Annotated in this window: 17 protein-coding genes; all 17 read left to right on the top strand. The window is 65.4% G+C overall.

Annotated elements, in window-relative coordinates; translation table 11 throughout:
• Position 1: 1 nt before the first annotated feature.
• Genes PB2503_RS00215 through PB2503_RS00135 form a run of 17 tightly spaced genes read left to right on the top strand, consistent with a single transcriptional unit; the run spans position 2 to position 14,502 of the window.
• Positions 2-601, top strand: a complete 600-nt coding sequence (locus tag PB2503_RS00215) for a type IV conjugative transfer system protein TraE (RefSeq protein WP_013299198.1) — start codon at positions 2-4, stop codon at positions 599-601.
• On the top strand, positions 598-1,329 hold the full coding sequence (locus PB2503_RS13580; RefSeq protein ID WP_013299197.1) for a type-F conjugative transfer system secretin TraK: 732 nt from the start codon (positions 598-600) through the stop codon (positions 1,327-1,329). Before PB2503_RS00215 ends, PB2503_RS13580 begins: the two co-directional genes overlap by 4 nt.
• Entirely contained in the window at positions 1,326-2,582 is a 1,257-nt protein-coding gene (locus PB2503_RS00205) for a TraB/VirB10 family protein (RefSeq protein WP_013299196.1), read from the top strand. Before PB2503_RS13580 ends, PB2503_RS00205 begins: the two co-directional genes overlap by 4 nt.
• The gene (locus tag PB2503_RS14630) at positions 2,579-2,821 is read left to right on the top strand and encodes a hypothetical protein (protein ID WP_041534831.1); all 243 of its coding nucleotides are present in this window, start codon (positions 2,579-2,581) and stop codon (positions 2,819-2,821) included. Before PB2503_RS00205 ends, PB2503_RS14630 begins: the two co-directional genes overlap by 4 nt.
• Positions 2,809-3,570 carry a DsbC family protein gene (locus PB2503_RS00195; protein ID WP_013299195.1) on the top strand — a complete coding sequence of 254 codons (762 nt, stop codon included), beginning with the start codon at positions 2,809-2,811 and terminating at the stop codon, positions 3,568-3,570. Before PB2503_RS14630 ends, PB2503_RS00195 begins: the two co-directional genes overlap by 13 nt.
• A complete protein-coding gene (locus PB2503_RS00190; protein WP_013299194.1) occupies positions 3,567-4,028 on the top strand; it encodes a TraV family lipoprotein in 462 nt (153 codons plus the stop codon). Before PB2503_RS00195 ends, PB2503_RS00190 begins: the two co-directional genes overlap by 4 nt.
• The gene (gene traC, locus PB2503_RS00185) at positions 4,018-6,591 is read left to right on the top strand and encodes a type IV secretion system protein TraC (protein ID WP_013299193.1); all 2,574 of its coding nucleotides are present in this window, start codon (positions 4,018-4,020) and stop codon (positions 6,589-6,591) included. Before PB2503_RS00190 ends, traC begins: the two co-directional genes overlap by 11 nt.
• Entirely contained in the window at positions 6,578-6,892 is a 315-nt protein-coding gene (locus PB2503_RS00180; RefSeq protein WP_013299192.1) for a hypothetical protein, read from the top strand. The genes traC and PB2503_RS00180 overlap by 14 nt, the downstream gene beginning before the upstream one ends.
• Positions 6,885-7,409 (top strand): TrbI F-type domain-containing protein, encoded by a 525-nt coding sequence (locus PB2503_RS00175; RefSeq protein ID WP_013299191.1) that lies wholly within the window; start codon positions 6,885-6,887, stop codon positions 7,407-7,409. The genes PB2503_RS00180 and PB2503_RS00175 overlap by 8 nt, the downstream gene beginning before the upstream one ends.
• Positions 7,406-7,915, top strand: a complete 510-nt coding sequence (locus PB2503_RS00170) for a S26 family signal peptidase (protein ID WP_013299190.1) — start codon at positions 7,406-7,408, stop codon at positions 7,913-7,915. Before PB2503_RS00175 ends, PB2503_RS00170 begins: the two co-directional genes overlap by 4 nt.
• Entirely contained in the window at positions 7,869-8,486 is a 618-nt protein-coding gene (traW, locus tag PB2503_RS00165) for a type-F conjugative transfer system protein TraW (protein WP_013299189.1), read from the top strand. The genes PB2503_RS00170 and traW overlap by 47 nt, the downstream gene beginning before the upstream one ends.
• Complete coding sequence (traU, locus tag PB2503_RS00160) at positions 8,483-9,484, top strand: conjugal transfer pilus assembly protein TraU (RefSeq protein ID WP_013299188.1); 1,002 nt, start codon at positions 8,483-8,485, stop codon at positions 9,482-9,484. Before traW ends, traU begins: the two co-directional genes overlap by 4 nt.
• Entirely contained in the window at positions 9,474-10,220 is a 747-nt protein-coding gene (gene trbC / locus PB2503_RS00155; RefSeq protein WP_148235133.1) for a type-F conjugative transfer system pilin assembly protein TrbC, read from the top strand. Before traU ends, trbC begins: the two co-directional genes overlap by 11 nt.
• The gene (gene traN, locus PB2503_RS00150; RefSeq protein ID WP_013299186.1) at positions 10,217-12,034 is read left to right on the top strand and encodes a conjugal transfer protein TraN; all 1,818 of its coding nucleotides are present in this window, start codon (positions 10,217-10,219) and stop codon (positions 12,032-12,034) included. Before trbC ends, traN begins: the two co-directional genes overlap by 4 nt.
• Complete coding sequence (locus PB2503_RS00145; RefSeq protein WP_013299185.1) at positions 12,006-12,791, top strand: conjugal transfer protein TraF; 786 nt, start codon at positions 12,006-12,008, stop codon at positions 12,789-12,791. Before traN ends, PB2503_RS00145 begins: the two co-directional genes overlap by 29 nt.
• Positions 12,791-13,099 (top strand): hypothetical protein, encoded by a 309-nt coding sequence (locus tag PB2503_RS00140; protein ID WP_013299184.1) that lies wholly within the window; start codon positions 12,791-12,793, stop codon positions 13,097-13,099. The genes PB2503_RS00145 and PB2503_RS00140 overlap by 1 nt, the downstream gene beginning before the upstream one ends.
• The gene (locus PB2503_RS00135; RefSeq protein WP_013299183.1) at positions 13,084-14,502 is read left to right on the top strand and encodes a conjugal transfer protein TraH; all 1,419 of its coding nucleotides are present in this window, start codon (positions 13,084-13,086) and stop codon (positions 14,500-14,502) included. The genes PB2503_RS00140 and PB2503_RS00135 overlap by 16 nt, the downstream gene beginning before the upstream one ends.
• Positions 14,503-14,506 lie beyond the last annotated feature (4 nt).

Below are 14,506 nucleotides of genomic sequence, written 5' to 3'. Positions count from 1 at the left end.
CATGGACACGAACGTCTCCTATACCCGCCTCAAGACGGCCCTCCGCCAACGGAACGTCCTGGCTGTCTTCACGCTGCTCCTCGGCGTCACCGGCCTTCTTCAGACCTATCTCATCGCGACGCGCGACCGGCATGTCATCCTGACGCCGACGCTGCTGTCCGATACGGCGATCAGCGCCCGTGCACCGTCGCCTGAATATCTTGAACAGGTGACCCGCGACGTGGCCGGGCTGTTCCTCAACCGGCACCCCCATAATCTCTCCTACTTCAGAGAGAACATTCTCCGCCTCGCGCACCCCTCGACCCATGGCGAGATCGAGTCGGCGCTGATGGAGACCGAACGGCGACTGATCGCCACCAAGACGGCGACGGTCTTCTATCCGGCGGAGATCTATGTCGATCCGCTGACGCTCTATTCCGAAATCCGCGGCGAGCTTCACACCTATCTGGGCCCCGAGCGGGTCTCCTCCGATCCCGCGCTTTATGCCGCCGACTGGCGTTTCGAGGCCATGCGGCTCTGGCTCGAGGATTTCTATCCCATCACGGCCGACGAGGCGCGCGCGCCCAAGGCGCCGCTTATCAAAGCGGAGACGACGCGATGATTCGGACCCTCCTTATCTCCGCCGCCAGTGCGGCCTGTCTTAGCGCGGCGGCCCATGCCCAACAAATCGTCGAAGCCTCCGATGGCGGTGTCGTCACCGGCTATGTGAGCGCCAGTGGGATCACGCGGCTGCGCTTTACGAGCGATGCCGCGGCGTCGGTCCAGATGGCCGAAGGCGGAGAGGGGGCCGGGTTCTCGATCCAGCACGAGCCCGCCACGGGGGATCTCTATCTGACCCTCGGTCGGCTGCCCCGCCAGGGCGAGGCCGTCGGCGCGGCGAGCTTCTTCGTCACAACGCGGGCAGGATACACTTATCAGGTCGAGCTTGCGGCCAAGGCGACGCCGTCCACCCAGATCGAGGTGCGAAACCCTGACCTTGCCCGCCGCCAGACGGAACGGGCGCTTGCCGAAACGTCGCTCGATGAGGAAGTCGTCGCCCTGACCCGCGCCATGTGGGCCAGTGCATTGCTCGACGGCTATGAGATCAAGCGGCCGGTTGTTCGCGAGCGGGCCGCCGGGACGCTGCGCCTCGCGGTCCGGGCAACCTATGAAAGCGACGCGCTTCAGGGACGTGTGCTGATTGCCCGCAATCCGAGCCGCGGTGACGTGGCGATCGAGGAAAGCCTGTTCCTGGCGCCGGGCGTTGCGGCGGTGACCATCCAAGGACCGCGTGTTCTCGGTCCCGGCGCATCCGTCCCCGTCCTCATCGTCGATCGGGGGCAGCCGTGAGCGAGGAGAACAAGAAGCGCCTCACCCGGCAACGGCTCCTGATGTACGGCGCCGGCGCGGCCGCCGTCGCGGCGGCCAGCGTCTGGATCTTCTCCGGCGACGGGGCCGATAATCAAACCCGTGCGGAGGATCTACGGCGGCGCAAGGCGATGACCGACGTCATCAACCCGCCTGGCATGGCGGACGATTTTCTTTCCGAAACCGGGACAAGGCTTGCCGCCGTGGAGGGCGCCATCTCCCGGCTCGAGGCCGACAACACATCCCTCAAGGAGGCCCTGCGCTCCCGCGACCTCGAACTCGCCGCGACCCGCGCCGACCTCCAGAAGACCCGCGACGATGCCGCCGCCATGGTGGAGGACATGGCGGGCCGCGTTGCCTCGGTCAGCACCCGCACCGAACCCGCCTTGGGGTTGCCGACGTCCGAACCCTCTGCCATCGGCGATCCCTTCGGGCGGCGGGGCGTCCTGCCTTCGGGCGCGGCGCCCCAACCCTTGAGCGTCGAGCCGGTCATCCCGCGGACCGTGCAGGTCCTGCAGTTCGCGGCGGCGACGGAAGCCCTCGACACACGGGTCCTCGAGCCCGCGGTGTTCCGGCTCGATGAGGGCGATTACGTCCCGCCCAACGCCTATGCCCCGGCACATGTGCTGGTGGGCGTCGACATGTCGACCGGCGTCCGTCTTTCCGCCGATCCCAAACCCGTCCTTTTACGGATTACCGGGCCAGCGCGGTCTGTGCTGCAGAACGGACGCCAACTGGACGTCGATCTCACCGGCTGTCTCGTCAATGGGGCGGCCCATGCGGAGCTGTCCTCCGAGCGGGTCTATGTGAAGCTCCAGAAGATCACCTGTGACCGGGGTGACGGCGAAGTCGCCGAGAGCCCGGTCGAAGGGTACATTGCCCAGCTTGGCAAGGTTGGGGTCAGGGGCCGGGTGGTCTCGCGGGAAGGGGACATCGTCTCCAAGGCGCTCGTGGCTGGCGTCGTTGGCGGGTTTGGCCGCGGCATCGCGCGCAACACGGATCAGATCTTCGCGGCGGGCACCGCGGGCGGATCGACCATCATCGGTCAGGACAATCTGTCGGCCGGGGAGATCGCCGCGGGCGGCTTTGGCGAAGGGCTCGCCACGGCAGCCGACACGGTCTCCGACTACCTCATCGATCGCGCCGAGCAGTACCAGCCGGTGATCGAGATGCCGACCGGCATCGATGTCGAGATCGTCTTCCTGTCCGGCTTCTATGCGCGAGGGACGCAATGATCCGCTTCCGTCGCACCCCATTGCAGAATGCGCCGGCTGGCCTTGCCCCCACCGGGCGCCCGCTCCCCACGCCCGGACCCGTCCGGCGCATTCTGCAACCCTTCATGGGCGCCCTCATCGTCAGGCTCGGTCGGCAAGGCCCCGCGCCTGCCGATGTGCAGCGCGCCTTCCACCGCGGCGCGACCGTCGTCCTCGCCGCAAAGACTTCGAGAGGATGGAGGACCGAATGGGAAGTCTGAGACATAATCTGTCCGTAGGCGGCGTGATGATCGCTGCGGTAACGCTGGCCTCGCCAAGCCTCGCGCAGGAGACGCCGGACGTTCAGGGCAAGGTCGCCAAGCGTTTTACCGATACGGCGGTCGATGCGGTCGACTGCGAGGGCTTCGGCCCGCTCTGCCAGGTCATCGCCGGTCGGACTGTCTTCTATGTCGACGAGGCGGTGCGGCACGCTTTTATCGGCCGCGTCTATGATCTCGAGGCCAAGGTCGACCTGACCGAGCGGACCCTCGCCGTGATTGCGCCGTCTGCTGACATCGAGGGGGCGCCCGCCGTCGGGCTCCGCTGGGCCGATTTGCCTTGGGACAGCGCCATTATCCGCAATGAAGGCGGTGCGCTGAAGGTCGCCGTCTTCTCCGACCTTCATTGCGGCTACTGCCAGCGCCTCTCCGCGGCGCTGCACGACGCCCCGGATATCGAAGCCCATGAGTTTCTGGTCGGCATGGCGCAGTCGGAAGGCCCAAGCCGCGCCATTGGCTGCGCGGAGGATCCCGAAGCCGCGCTCGCGGCTTACTATGCCGCGCGCAGCCTTCCTGCCGGGAGCTGCGACCGGGATATCGTCGCGCCAGCGAGAGAAGCGGCCCAGCGCATCGGTCTCACCGGCACGCCGACCTTTTTAAGGCCTGACGGCGCGGTGACGGCCGGCTTCCGCGACATCGATACTTTGCGCGCCTGGATCGCCGAAGGGCAGGCCGAGGAGACGGTCCAATGACCCGTGCCCTGATCATCCCGCTTTTCGCTCTCGCTGTGACAGGCTGTTCCAGCACCATGCGCCTCGAGAATGTTGCCGGCACGTGGAGCTGTCCGCGGGTCGATGGCGTCTGCGCCGACATTGCCGCGATCGACCGCAGCGTAGTTGGCGAGACCGGGCCGTTGCCGATCCGTGGCCCCGCCACACCGTCCTCACCCCTCGTCACCGTCGGCCTGGAAGAGGACGGCATGGCCCTGACCCGCACCGGGGATGAGGTGGCGCGGATCGTCCTGGCGCCGATGATCGACGCCCATGGCCACTATCATGCGAGCCGTGTGATCTATGCCGTCATGAGCACGGGGGGATGGGCGCGCACGCCGGTCGCCAGGCCGGAGGCCACCTCCATTGCTGCGACCGCGCCGCTGCCGACGGAGCCGCGCACGCGGCTCGCCTCCGAAGGAGGGGATCGTGACGACTGATCCGCTCGGTCTCATCAATCGCGTCGGTGCGGCGCTGACGGGCGAAGGCTCGCTCTTCGATGGCGTCCGCCGCGAGACCAGCCTCGACCGGCTCTCGGAAATGCTGCCCTACCGGCTCTGGGACGAAGAAAAAGCGCTCTACCTCAATGCCGCGTCCACGGGCTGGATCCTGGAGGTCGTTCCATTCTTAGGCGCCGACGAGACGGTGGTCTCGGTGCTGGCCGAGATGTTCTCCGACGGCATTCCGGACAATGCCTATCTTCAGATCCTGAACTGGGCGAGCCCGCGGATCGGACCTGTCCTCGATAGCTGGGCGACAGCAAGGGGCGGCGAGGCGGGCGTCTTCAAGACGCTGGCCCTCCACCGGGTCGATCATCTGCGCCGCGGCGCCTTCCGCTCCTTGTCCGCCCACGCCCCCTTCCTCGCACGGCAGTTCCGGGTGTTCGTCGCCTTGGGCGTGGAGGGCGATGCGTCACCGGAGGTGCGCCACCAGCTCGAGGGGCTTAGGAGCAATGTCGCCCAGGCCCTCAAATCCTTGGGCGTCGCATCACGGCCTGTCGCACCGGACGGTCTGATCCGGTTTCTCGACGAGGTCCTCAACCCGCAATTCGCGGTGACGCGGGCAAGCGCTGGCTACGATCCGGCCGAGCTCCTCGACCGGCAGATCGTCAGGCCCGACACGAGCCTCCGGGTGGAGGCCGACCGCCTCCTCTTCGAGACCATCGCGCCGGCCGACCGGTCCCCCTTCGAAGCGCCAGGCACCACCCAGCTCGAGGACTACCGAACCGGGCGCTTCGATGTGCGGGCCTTTTCGGCGCGGAAGTTTCCAGAGCGCTTCGACCAGGGCGGGATGGCCCTTGCCATCGGCCATCCGCTCAATGATCAATTGCGGCTTCCCTGTCCGGTGCTCTCCTGCCTCGCTATCGCGTTCGGGTCGAAGGAGAGCTCGAACGATCTCGCGGCGGCGAAGTTCGGGCGGGCGGAGCAGCAGGCCGCGACCAATATGGTCCGCTTCCTGCCCGAGCTCAAAGACAAGGCTGACGACTGGAAATGGGTCCGCGAGCGGGTGCGCGATGGCGCAAGGCTCGTGCGCGCCGGATCTTTCCTGATCATGGTGGCACCCGAAGGCGAGGCCGAAGCCGCCGAGCGGGCCGTCCGCTCCCTCTATCGCGGTATGGGGTGGGAACTCGCCAAGGACCGGTTCGTCGCCACCCAGACCCTGGGCGCCTGTCTGCCCCTGACCCTAGCCGACGGGCTCGGCGCGGACCTTCAGAAGCTTCGGCGTCTTCGCTTCATGGTCACCGACACCTGCGTCCAGATTGCGCCGCTCCAGGGCGAATATCTCGGTATGTCCACCCCGGACCTCATGCTTCTGGGGCGGCGGGGCCAGCCCTTCTTCTGGTCGCCCTTCGGCAATCAGGGGGCGGGCAACCACAATGTCGCGATCATCGGATCCTCCGGGTCCGGCAAATCGGTCCTGATGCAGGAACTGGTGACCGGGCTGAGAGGCGCAGGAACCAATGTCACCGTCATCGACGATGGCGAGAGCTTCAAGCATATGTGCGAGGCCCTTGGCGGACGGCATGTGAAGTTCACCCTCGAGGCTGATGTCTGCCTCAACCCATTCTCGCTGCTCGACGAGCGAAAGGCGAAGGAAGACGGCGACTACGCCACCGAGAGCCTGACCCTCGTTCGCGCCATGATCGAACAGATGGCCAAGGGCGAGGAGCGCGCCACGGCCGAAGAGCGGGGTCTCATCGACAGTGCCGTGGCCGAGGTCTGGAAGGCGAGGGGCATCCTCGCCGGGATCGACGATGTCGCCGCGGCACTGAAGGAGCAGGGCGCCGAAGGGGTGAAGCTTGCCAACGCCCTTCGTCCTTACACGACGGCCGGGCTCTACGGCCCCTTTTTCAACGGCGAGGCGAGCCTCGTCATCGACAACCCGCTGGCGGTTTTCGAGATGAAGGATCTCGAGGCCAAGCCCGAACTGCGCGCCGTTGTCATGCTGGCGCTCATGTTCCTGATCAATCAGCGCATGATGGCGGATCGGCGCGAGAAGATGGCGCTGGTGATCGACGAGGCCTGGGCGCTTCTCGGGCGCGGGGCTGCCGGAGAGTTCATCGCGGGGTTCGCCCGTCGCTGCCGCAAATATGGCGGCGCCATCATCACCGGCACCCAAGGGATCGACGACTATTACCGCACCGAAGGGGCCAAGGCAGCCTTTGAGAACTCCGACTGGTGCATCGTCCTCAAACTGAAACCCGAGGCGATTGCTCTGGTCCTCAAATCCGAGCGCCTGTCGATCGACGCGCACACCGCCGACATCATCCGCTCCCTGTCGGTTTCCGCAGGCGAATATTCCGAAATGCTGATCATGGGACCCCATGGCCGCCATGTGGGCCGGCTGGTGCTCGATCCCTTCTCGGCGACCCTTTTCTCGTCCGATGCCCGGACCTTTGCCGAGATCGAGGCGCTGGAAGCCCAGGGTCTCACAGTAGCGGAGGCCGTCGAGCGCGTCGCCTTCCGCCATCAAGACAAGGAGGTGCGCCATGCCGCGGAGTGAAGCGACTCGGCACCTCCGGCGCGTACGCCGCGTGACCGGGACGGTCCTCGGCGAGGGGCTGCATGCGGTGCTTCTCGCGCTCGGAGTGATGGTGCTCTTGGTCTTGCTGCTGAACGGCTTCAATGCCCATTCGACGGCGCTCTTCGTGGAGAACTATACCGGCCGTATGCTGAGCGCCGAGCCGGATCGCCAGCGCGCGTTCACGCAGTTTCTGACGCTTGTCTTCGGGATCAATCTGACGAGCGTGCTGATCGTCCGCTGGGGCGATCGGATGACCAAGAGGAGGGCGCGTCATGGCTGATGCGACGCCGCCCGCCATCCTCATCCGCGAGACGGACAAAACCACCAAGCGTCTAGTGCTTGCTGGGATGGCTGTCGCGGTCTCGCTGAGCACCGCAGCCCTGACCCTCACGCTGCGTCAGCCCGATCCGCCGGTCTTCATCTCGGTGTCCCTGCGGTCGCTGGTCCAGGAGCATATGCTTTCGACCCTTGGCCCGGAGGTGACGCCCTTCGAGGCGGAGACCCGTACGGCGGAATTCTCCCGCGCCCTCGATGTGGCGATTGGCGAACTCGCCGCGGAGGAGGGGGTAATTGTTCTTGCGTCGGAAGCCGTCCTCGGCGCGCAGGTCCCCGACTTCACCGAGGAGGTGCGCCTGCGGGCCCGTGCCTATGCGGCCGATCTCGCCGCGCGCCGGGGCGCCATGCCGCCGACCTATGATGGCGCTGGCGCCACCGGGCTTCTTCAAGGGATGGAACGCGACCTCGACGCGCTGGCCGTTGCCGCCAACCTCCGTCCGCCAGCGGAGGAAAGACCATGAGCGCGCTACCGCGCCGGATGAAGACCAATCAGCGCTGGCGGCAGCTCGGGCTGTTGGCCCTGCTTCTCCTCCTCCTCGCCATGACCAGAGCGGCGCTGGCCTGGGACCGCGGCTGGTATGTCTCGATCAATTGGACGGAGTCTCTGCCCTTCTGGGCCTTCGTCGTCGACAAGCGGGCTGAGCCGCAAGTCGGCGACTATATCGACTTCTGGCCGCCGGAAAATCCGTATTATGACGACATTGCCTTTGTGAAGCAGGTGGTGGCGGGACCGGGCGATCTGATCACCTGCGACGGCCGCCGATTCTTCTTTGAGGGCCGTGAGATCGCCCTCGCCAAGGAGGTGAGCCAAGCCGGCGATATCCTCCATCTCGGCCCCTGCGGGGTGGTGCCGGACGGGCATTATTTCGTCCTGACACCTCACAAGGATTCCTTCGACTCTCGCTATCAGGAGATTGGCTATGTACCGCGCGATCGCGTTCGCGGCGTGGCTCGCCCTCTCTTCTGAGGCAACCGCGAAGGATCTCGGGGTCAGGGGCGCAGTCTTCCCCGTCACCGAACCAGACCTCTTCGCCGAAATTGCCGGTAAGCTCGCGCGGCTCGAGGCGGCGGGCGAGATCGATCGGATCAATGAGAGGCTCCGTCAGCGAGCCTTGGCTTCCGCCGAGCGACCGTCACCCGTGCCCGGCCTGACCCGGACGGACACCCCGCGCCGCTTCCATGTCGACCCGACGATCACGGTGCTCGACGATATCGTCACGCCGGACGGTCAGGTGATCGCGCGGGCAGGGGAACGGTTCAATCCGCTCGACTATGTGCCGATGCGGCAGACGCTTCTCTTCTTCGACGGCGATGACGAGCGGCAGGTCGCCTGGGCGAAAGATCGGATGCACGACGGAGAGGCGCTCCTCTCGCTCATCCTCGTCGCCGGACCTGTGCTCGAGCTGACCCGGGACTGGGAACGGCAGATTTTCTTCGATCAGGGCGGGACGCTGACCACCCGTTTTGGAATCACGCAAGTTCCCGCCCGGGTATCCCGCGAAGGCGACCTGCTCCTCGTCGAGGAGGTGATGCCATGAGACGGCCGGCTCTGATCCTCGCTGCGATCGCGTACCTTATGACGCCTCCGGCGCGCGCCGATGCTCCCACCTGCGGCGGCACCTTCGTCAATCCGATCACGGATATCTGCTGGTCGTGTCTTTTCCCGATCTCCCTCGGTGCGGCGCCGATCTGGCCGTCCTCGCGGCCCGACACGGCCAATCCGCCGAGCCCCATCTGCACCTGTCCGATCCCGTTGCCGCCCTTTGTCCGGATCGGGCTTTCCATCGGCTATTGGGAGCCCGTCCGACTGATGGACGTCACCAAAAAGCCCTATTGCTTCGCCAATCTCGGCGGCACACGGATCGACCTTGGCCTCTCCATCGGTGCGAAGTCCTCAGGTCAGTCCGACAATGAGGACGATGTCGGCTCCTGGCACGTCCATTACTACATGTATCCGTTGATCTATTGGCTCGAGCTCCTGACCGATTTCGGGTGCATGCAGACGGCCGATTTCGATCTTCTCTATCTGACCGAGATCGATCCCCTCTGGAACAATGACGAGCTGACCTTTCTCCTCAACCCCGAAGCGGTCGTCTTCGCCAACCCGATCGCTCAGGCGGCCTGCGCCGCCGACTGTGTCGCCGCGTCAGCCCATCTGCCGGTGGACCAGCTCTTCTGGTGCGCGGGGTGCCATGGCTCGATGTACCCCATGGATGGCAACATCGCCGCAGAATACGGCCATGTCCAAGGGGCGAGCCTCGCGGCCGAACGGTTTCTCTACAAGCTCCATCGCCAGGGGATCGGCTGGCAGCATTCGGGCTCCGGCCATGTCTGCCAGAACTGGCCGAACCCGATGATCAAGAAGTCCGAATACAGACTTCAGCTGGTCAATCCTGTGCCGAACGTCGCCGGGCGGTGGGCCTGCCCCACCCTGGGCGCCTCCAACGTCCTCTACGAGATCGGCAGGACCATCCCGGTGATCGGAGAGGATTACGGCTTTCTCGTCTGGCAGAAGGAGAATTGCTGTGTCTTCTGACCGGATAGGGATGGCCATCCTCTGCGCCTCGCTGATGTCCGTGGCTCCGGGTCAGGCGCAGGATGGGATCGATCGGAAGGCGATCGAGGAGGCAGTTCGCAACGCTGAAGCCGAAGCGGCGGCCTTCGCCGCTGAAGTCGCCGCTCGGGCCGAGGCCTATGCCGAGGAGGCGAGGGCGCTCACCGAGACCGTCCACGGACGATGGGGCGAGGCGGCTGCGCCCAGTGACACGACAGAGCCGGTAGACCTCGACGCAATGGTGGCCGATGCCGGTGTGGTCAGTGCCGCGCGGCAGGAGACGTCAGGCCCTGCTGGCGTCCTCGTTTTCGTCAGTTTTTCGATGCCCGAGCAAAGTCTCCGCCAGCTGGTGCTCGACGCGCACAAGGCCCAGGTGCCGGTGCTGCTTCAGGGCTTCGTGGGCGGCTCCCTCAAGGAGACCGCCACCCGCATGCGAGCACTGCTCGGGGCCGACACAGGACAGGATCTTCTCGGCGGGGTTGTGATCGATCCGCGGGCCTTCCGGATCTTCCGGGTGACCGAAGTCCCGGCCTTCATCGCGACGAGGGCGCCACTCCCCGACTGCGATGGTCTCGACTGCGACGCGCCTCCGCCGCCCCATGACCGGATCGCCGGCAACATGTCACTGGGCGCGGCCCTGTCGGCGCTCGCATCCGAGGGCACCGACGCGGCGCTTCAGGCGCGTGCTTCCCTAAAGCGATGGGAGGCACAGCCATGAGCGTCTATCTCTGCCCCTTGGGTCTTTGCTGCCTGTCGACGATTGCGGCAGGCATAACGCTCTGGCTTCAGGCCTTTCCCAAATGGCCGGCGACGGCGGCCTTCGCCAAGATCATGATCGGCGTCGCCGGGGCCATCCTATTTTTTGTCGTGCCCGCCACGGTCAGCGCCCAGGACATGACCCGCGACGAGGCCAGGGCGGAAGCCGAAGACCTCGCGGCGGGTCTCGAAGGAGAGGTAAAAGCCAGCGCCACGCAAACGGTCGATGCGGACAGTGTGCCGAGCTTTGTCACGGGCGATCCGGCGGAGACGGGCCACTATTCCAACCCCGAAGGTCTCGAATCCGCCGGGCTCAGCTCCCTCGCGATTCATGAGGAGGGTCAGGTCGTCAGCACGGCGATCGTCTCCCGTCCGGTGGTGACCCTGGCGGAGCTTGCCACCTGGACGGCCAACGGACTCGCCATCGAAGGCGATGCGACCAGCATTGTGTCGGAATATTCCGGCACCTATGGCGACTGCACGGTGACCGTCTCGGGCGGGACCGGCGGGGCGCGCTACCGTTACAGCTGCAATTCCGGTGAGACGCTTCTGAGCTTTGAAGATCGCTGCCGGGTCCCGCTCGACGTCACGGTTCCGAGCCGCCATGAATTCGAATGCTTGTGGACGTTCCTGGACGGCGACCTCTCTTGGGAGCCTGAGCCCTTCTGCGCAACCCTCGGCAGTGAGGCGTCCTGCGGCCCGCTCGCCTTTCACGGGGGCGGCGATTGCCTCCCGGACTGGAAGACGGGCGTCACGATCTGCACACCGCGCCGCTTCCGTACGACCTGCGACATCGATCTGATCGACGGCCGGTCGCCTGTTCGCACAGTGCCAGGCACGCCCGTCGAGGCGTGGAACACAGCTGCCTGCGACGCGAACACGGCCGACCCGAACTGCACGCTTCTCGGCGAGACCTGCGTGGAGGGACCCGAGACCCGGGCGATCGGCGGCGTCGACATCACCCGCGACTGCTGGGCTTATGAACGAACCTATACCTGTTCGAGCCTGGGCGGCGAGGTGACCGATTGCGATGTGCCGGCGGGCTGCATCCTCGAGGGGTCAACCTGTCTCTCCACGGACGACCTGACCGGAGAGTGCCGGGCCACTGAGTATCAATATGTCTGCGAGACGGCGGGCGCACCGGGCGGGGCGGTCGGCTATTGCGAAGAGGATGTCTATTGCATCGATGGGGATTGCGAGACCCTGACCCGTCCGCAGAATGACGAGTTCCCCGAAGCCGTCTCTGCGCTCTCGATGATGGGTCAGCTTCAGGATGATGTCGATGACGCCACCCTCACCATCTTTCCCGGTGAGTACCACAAATGCGACAAGGCCATCGCCGGGCTCCAGAATTGTTGCCGAGATGACGGGTTCCTGACCGATATCGGCTTCGACTGCTCCGCCGATGATCGGGCGCTCGCCAACAAGCAATCCGCCGGCCTTTGCCACTATGTTGGCACCTATTGCAGCGACCGGACGCTGTTCGGGATCTGCCTCAAAAAGCGCAAGACCTTCTGCTGCTTCAACAATGTCCTTGCCCGTCTCATTCACGAGCAGGGACGGCCGCAGGTCGGATGGGATTGGGGCAGCACCAAGACGCCCGACTGCTCCGGCTACACCGTCGCCCTGTTCCAATCCCTGGATCTCAGCCTCATGGACTTCTCCGAATTCTATGACGGCGTTCTCGATACCTTTGTCGGGCCGGACACGGACGCCACCTCTGCTGCCATCACTACACGGATCATCGATGCCTTTGCGTGCCCGCCCAATTGCTGAGGCGGCGCTGGCCGCCGCTTTGTTGCTTGCGTCCGCCGTAGCGCAGGAGGATCCGCTCTATTGCGCAGAGCGCCAGCTGGGTCGTTATTTCTACTGTGAGCGGCCCGAGGAACCCGAGCGCGCCACACCTGATGCACCGGCGGCACCCGTCTCGGCGATCGAGGAAATGGCGGGCGTGCGGGAGCGGCTCGAGGAACTGCGCGCCGAAGCGGTGCTGCGTCCCACCGAAGCGGCCGTCCGCGACTATATCGTCTATCAGCGCGAGCAGCTCGACCGGGCGAGCACCTTTTCGGACGTCTGGCGGCGGCTCCTCTGGACCGATCCCAGCCTCGACTACAATCTCCTGAGGCCTGTCAGCGGTATCGCCAAGCAGGCCTGGCTCGATGGGCGGAAGGAAGATCGTCGGGCAACCCTCGCCCATCTCAGGGACCGCTACGGGCTGTTTTATTTCTACGCGGCGAGCTGTTCGGCGTGCACGGAGTTCTCGCCCATCCTGCGCGCCTTTGCCGATACCCATCACCTGACGGTGAAGGCCGTCAGCTTCGATGGGGGGCCGAACCCGTCCTTCCCCGACGCTGTGATCGATCGGGGGCAGATGGAGCGGCTCGGTCTGGCAGGCTCGCCGACGCCCGCCCTTGTGCTCTTCGACACCGAGACGAGGGCCGTGACGCCGGTCGCCTTCGGGATCGTGTCCCATGCTGAGCTCGAAGACCGGATCTTCGTCCTCACCCAGAAAGAGATGGGGCAGGACTATTGATGACGCTCCTTGATCTCGAAACTGCGGCCGAGGCGTGGCTGACGAGCAAGGGCGTCGCGCTCGTGCCCATATCGCGCGAGGAACGGGATGCCGCGCGGCTGCGGCTTCTCCTTAAGGGCGACCTGCCGCGCCGCCGGGCCCTGCGCCTCGTCGCCCTCTGGTCCCTGGCACCGGCCGTCTCGGCCTGCCGCGGCGCCCATGTCCGCGACATGGCGGACTTCATCCATGCCGAAGGCTTCGCCCTCGTCGATGCCTTTGGCGAACGCACTCTTGAACCCGAGGAGATCCTGCCATGCGCCGTTTCCTGAAACTGCCCGCTGCTGTCGCTTCTTTCGTGTACGGCCTCTCGATGCCCACAAGCGCCGCCGCCGACGTCAATGCTGAGATGAACCAGTTCTGGAACGATCTCGGCGTCGCGGCCAATGTCACCGGTCCGTCGAGCTTCGAAGGCCAGCGGGCAGGCTACTACACCTTCGGCAATGTCTATGTGCGGACGCCGCAGCGGAGCCTGTCACCGGTCAACATCCAGATGCCCGGCTACCGGGCGGGGTGCGGCGGCATCGACATCTATGGCGGCGGCTTCTCCTATGTGAACTCCGCCGAACTCGTCGCCTTCATGAAGTCGGTCGCGAACAATGCGGCGAGCTTCGCCTTCCAGGTGGCGCTCGAAACCATCAGCCCCGTCATCGCGGAGAAGGTGGGCGAGCTTCAGTCCGTCGCCCAACGGATCAATCAGATGGCGATCAATTCCTGTGAGAGCGGTCAGCTGGCCGTCGCGGCTGTCTGGCCCCAATCGGATCAGGCGAGCCGTGTCATCTGCGAGGCGTCAGCGTCCCGTCGCGGCCTCTATCCCGACTGGGTCGCCGCTCGCCATGGGTGCGGCTCGGAAGGCGAGCGGTCGAATGTGCTGGCCGGCGCGAGCGTCGAGGAAAAGGCGTCGATCCCCCAGAACATCAACATCGCCTGGGATGCACTGAAGAAGCACCCCGTGATCTCCGGCGACCGGGAACTGATGCAGTTCCTGATGACCCTGTCGGGCACGGAGATCCTGACCGCTGGCGCCGATGACGACGCGGCGCAAAGCTATCAGTTCTTGCCGTCCAAAATGCTCGATCCGGGGGTCATCTCCGCTTTCCTCGATGGCGGCACCATCGATATCTATGAATGCGAAACGGACCCGGACGATCTCTGTCTCGCGCCGACGACCGGCGGCAGTGTGACCATCGCTTCAAGTGACGGACTTAGAGCCCGGGTCAGCCAGATGCTGGCCGACATCATGGGCAAGGTCCGGACCCGGACGGCCCTCACGGCGGATGAGCAGGCCTTTCTCAATGTGACGAGCCTGCCGGTCTACAAGATGATCAACGTCCATGCCGCCTATGAAGGCGTCTTCGCCGATCAGACCATTCAGTCCTATGCGGAGATCATCGCTATCGATCTCCTCTACGGCCTCTTCGAAGGCTATGCCGAAATGCTCAGCGAGGCGGGCTCGACGGCGACGTCGGGCGCCAGGGACAGCGTGGTCGCCTGGAAGGAGCAGCTGACCCGCCAGCGCGAATTCCTGCTCCAGTATCAGCTCGAGAACAATGCGCGCGTCGAGGTCATCGAACAGGTGATCGCCAGAACCCAGGCGATCGAGCGTCAGCTCGCCGGGCGGCTCTCCAAGGATCTCGCTGACGCGTATCAGTTCTCGCGGAACGCGAGCTATTAGGGGA

It is taken from the genome of Parvularcula bermudensis HTCC2503 (assembly GCF_000152825.2).
GTDB lineage: Bacteria > Pseudomonadota > Alphaproteobacteria > Caulobacterales > Parvularculaceae > Parvularcula > Parvularcula bermudensis.
The sequence above is the reverse complement of the archived record's forward strand: the minus strand, read 5'-3'. Positions and strand labels throughout refer to the sequence as shown.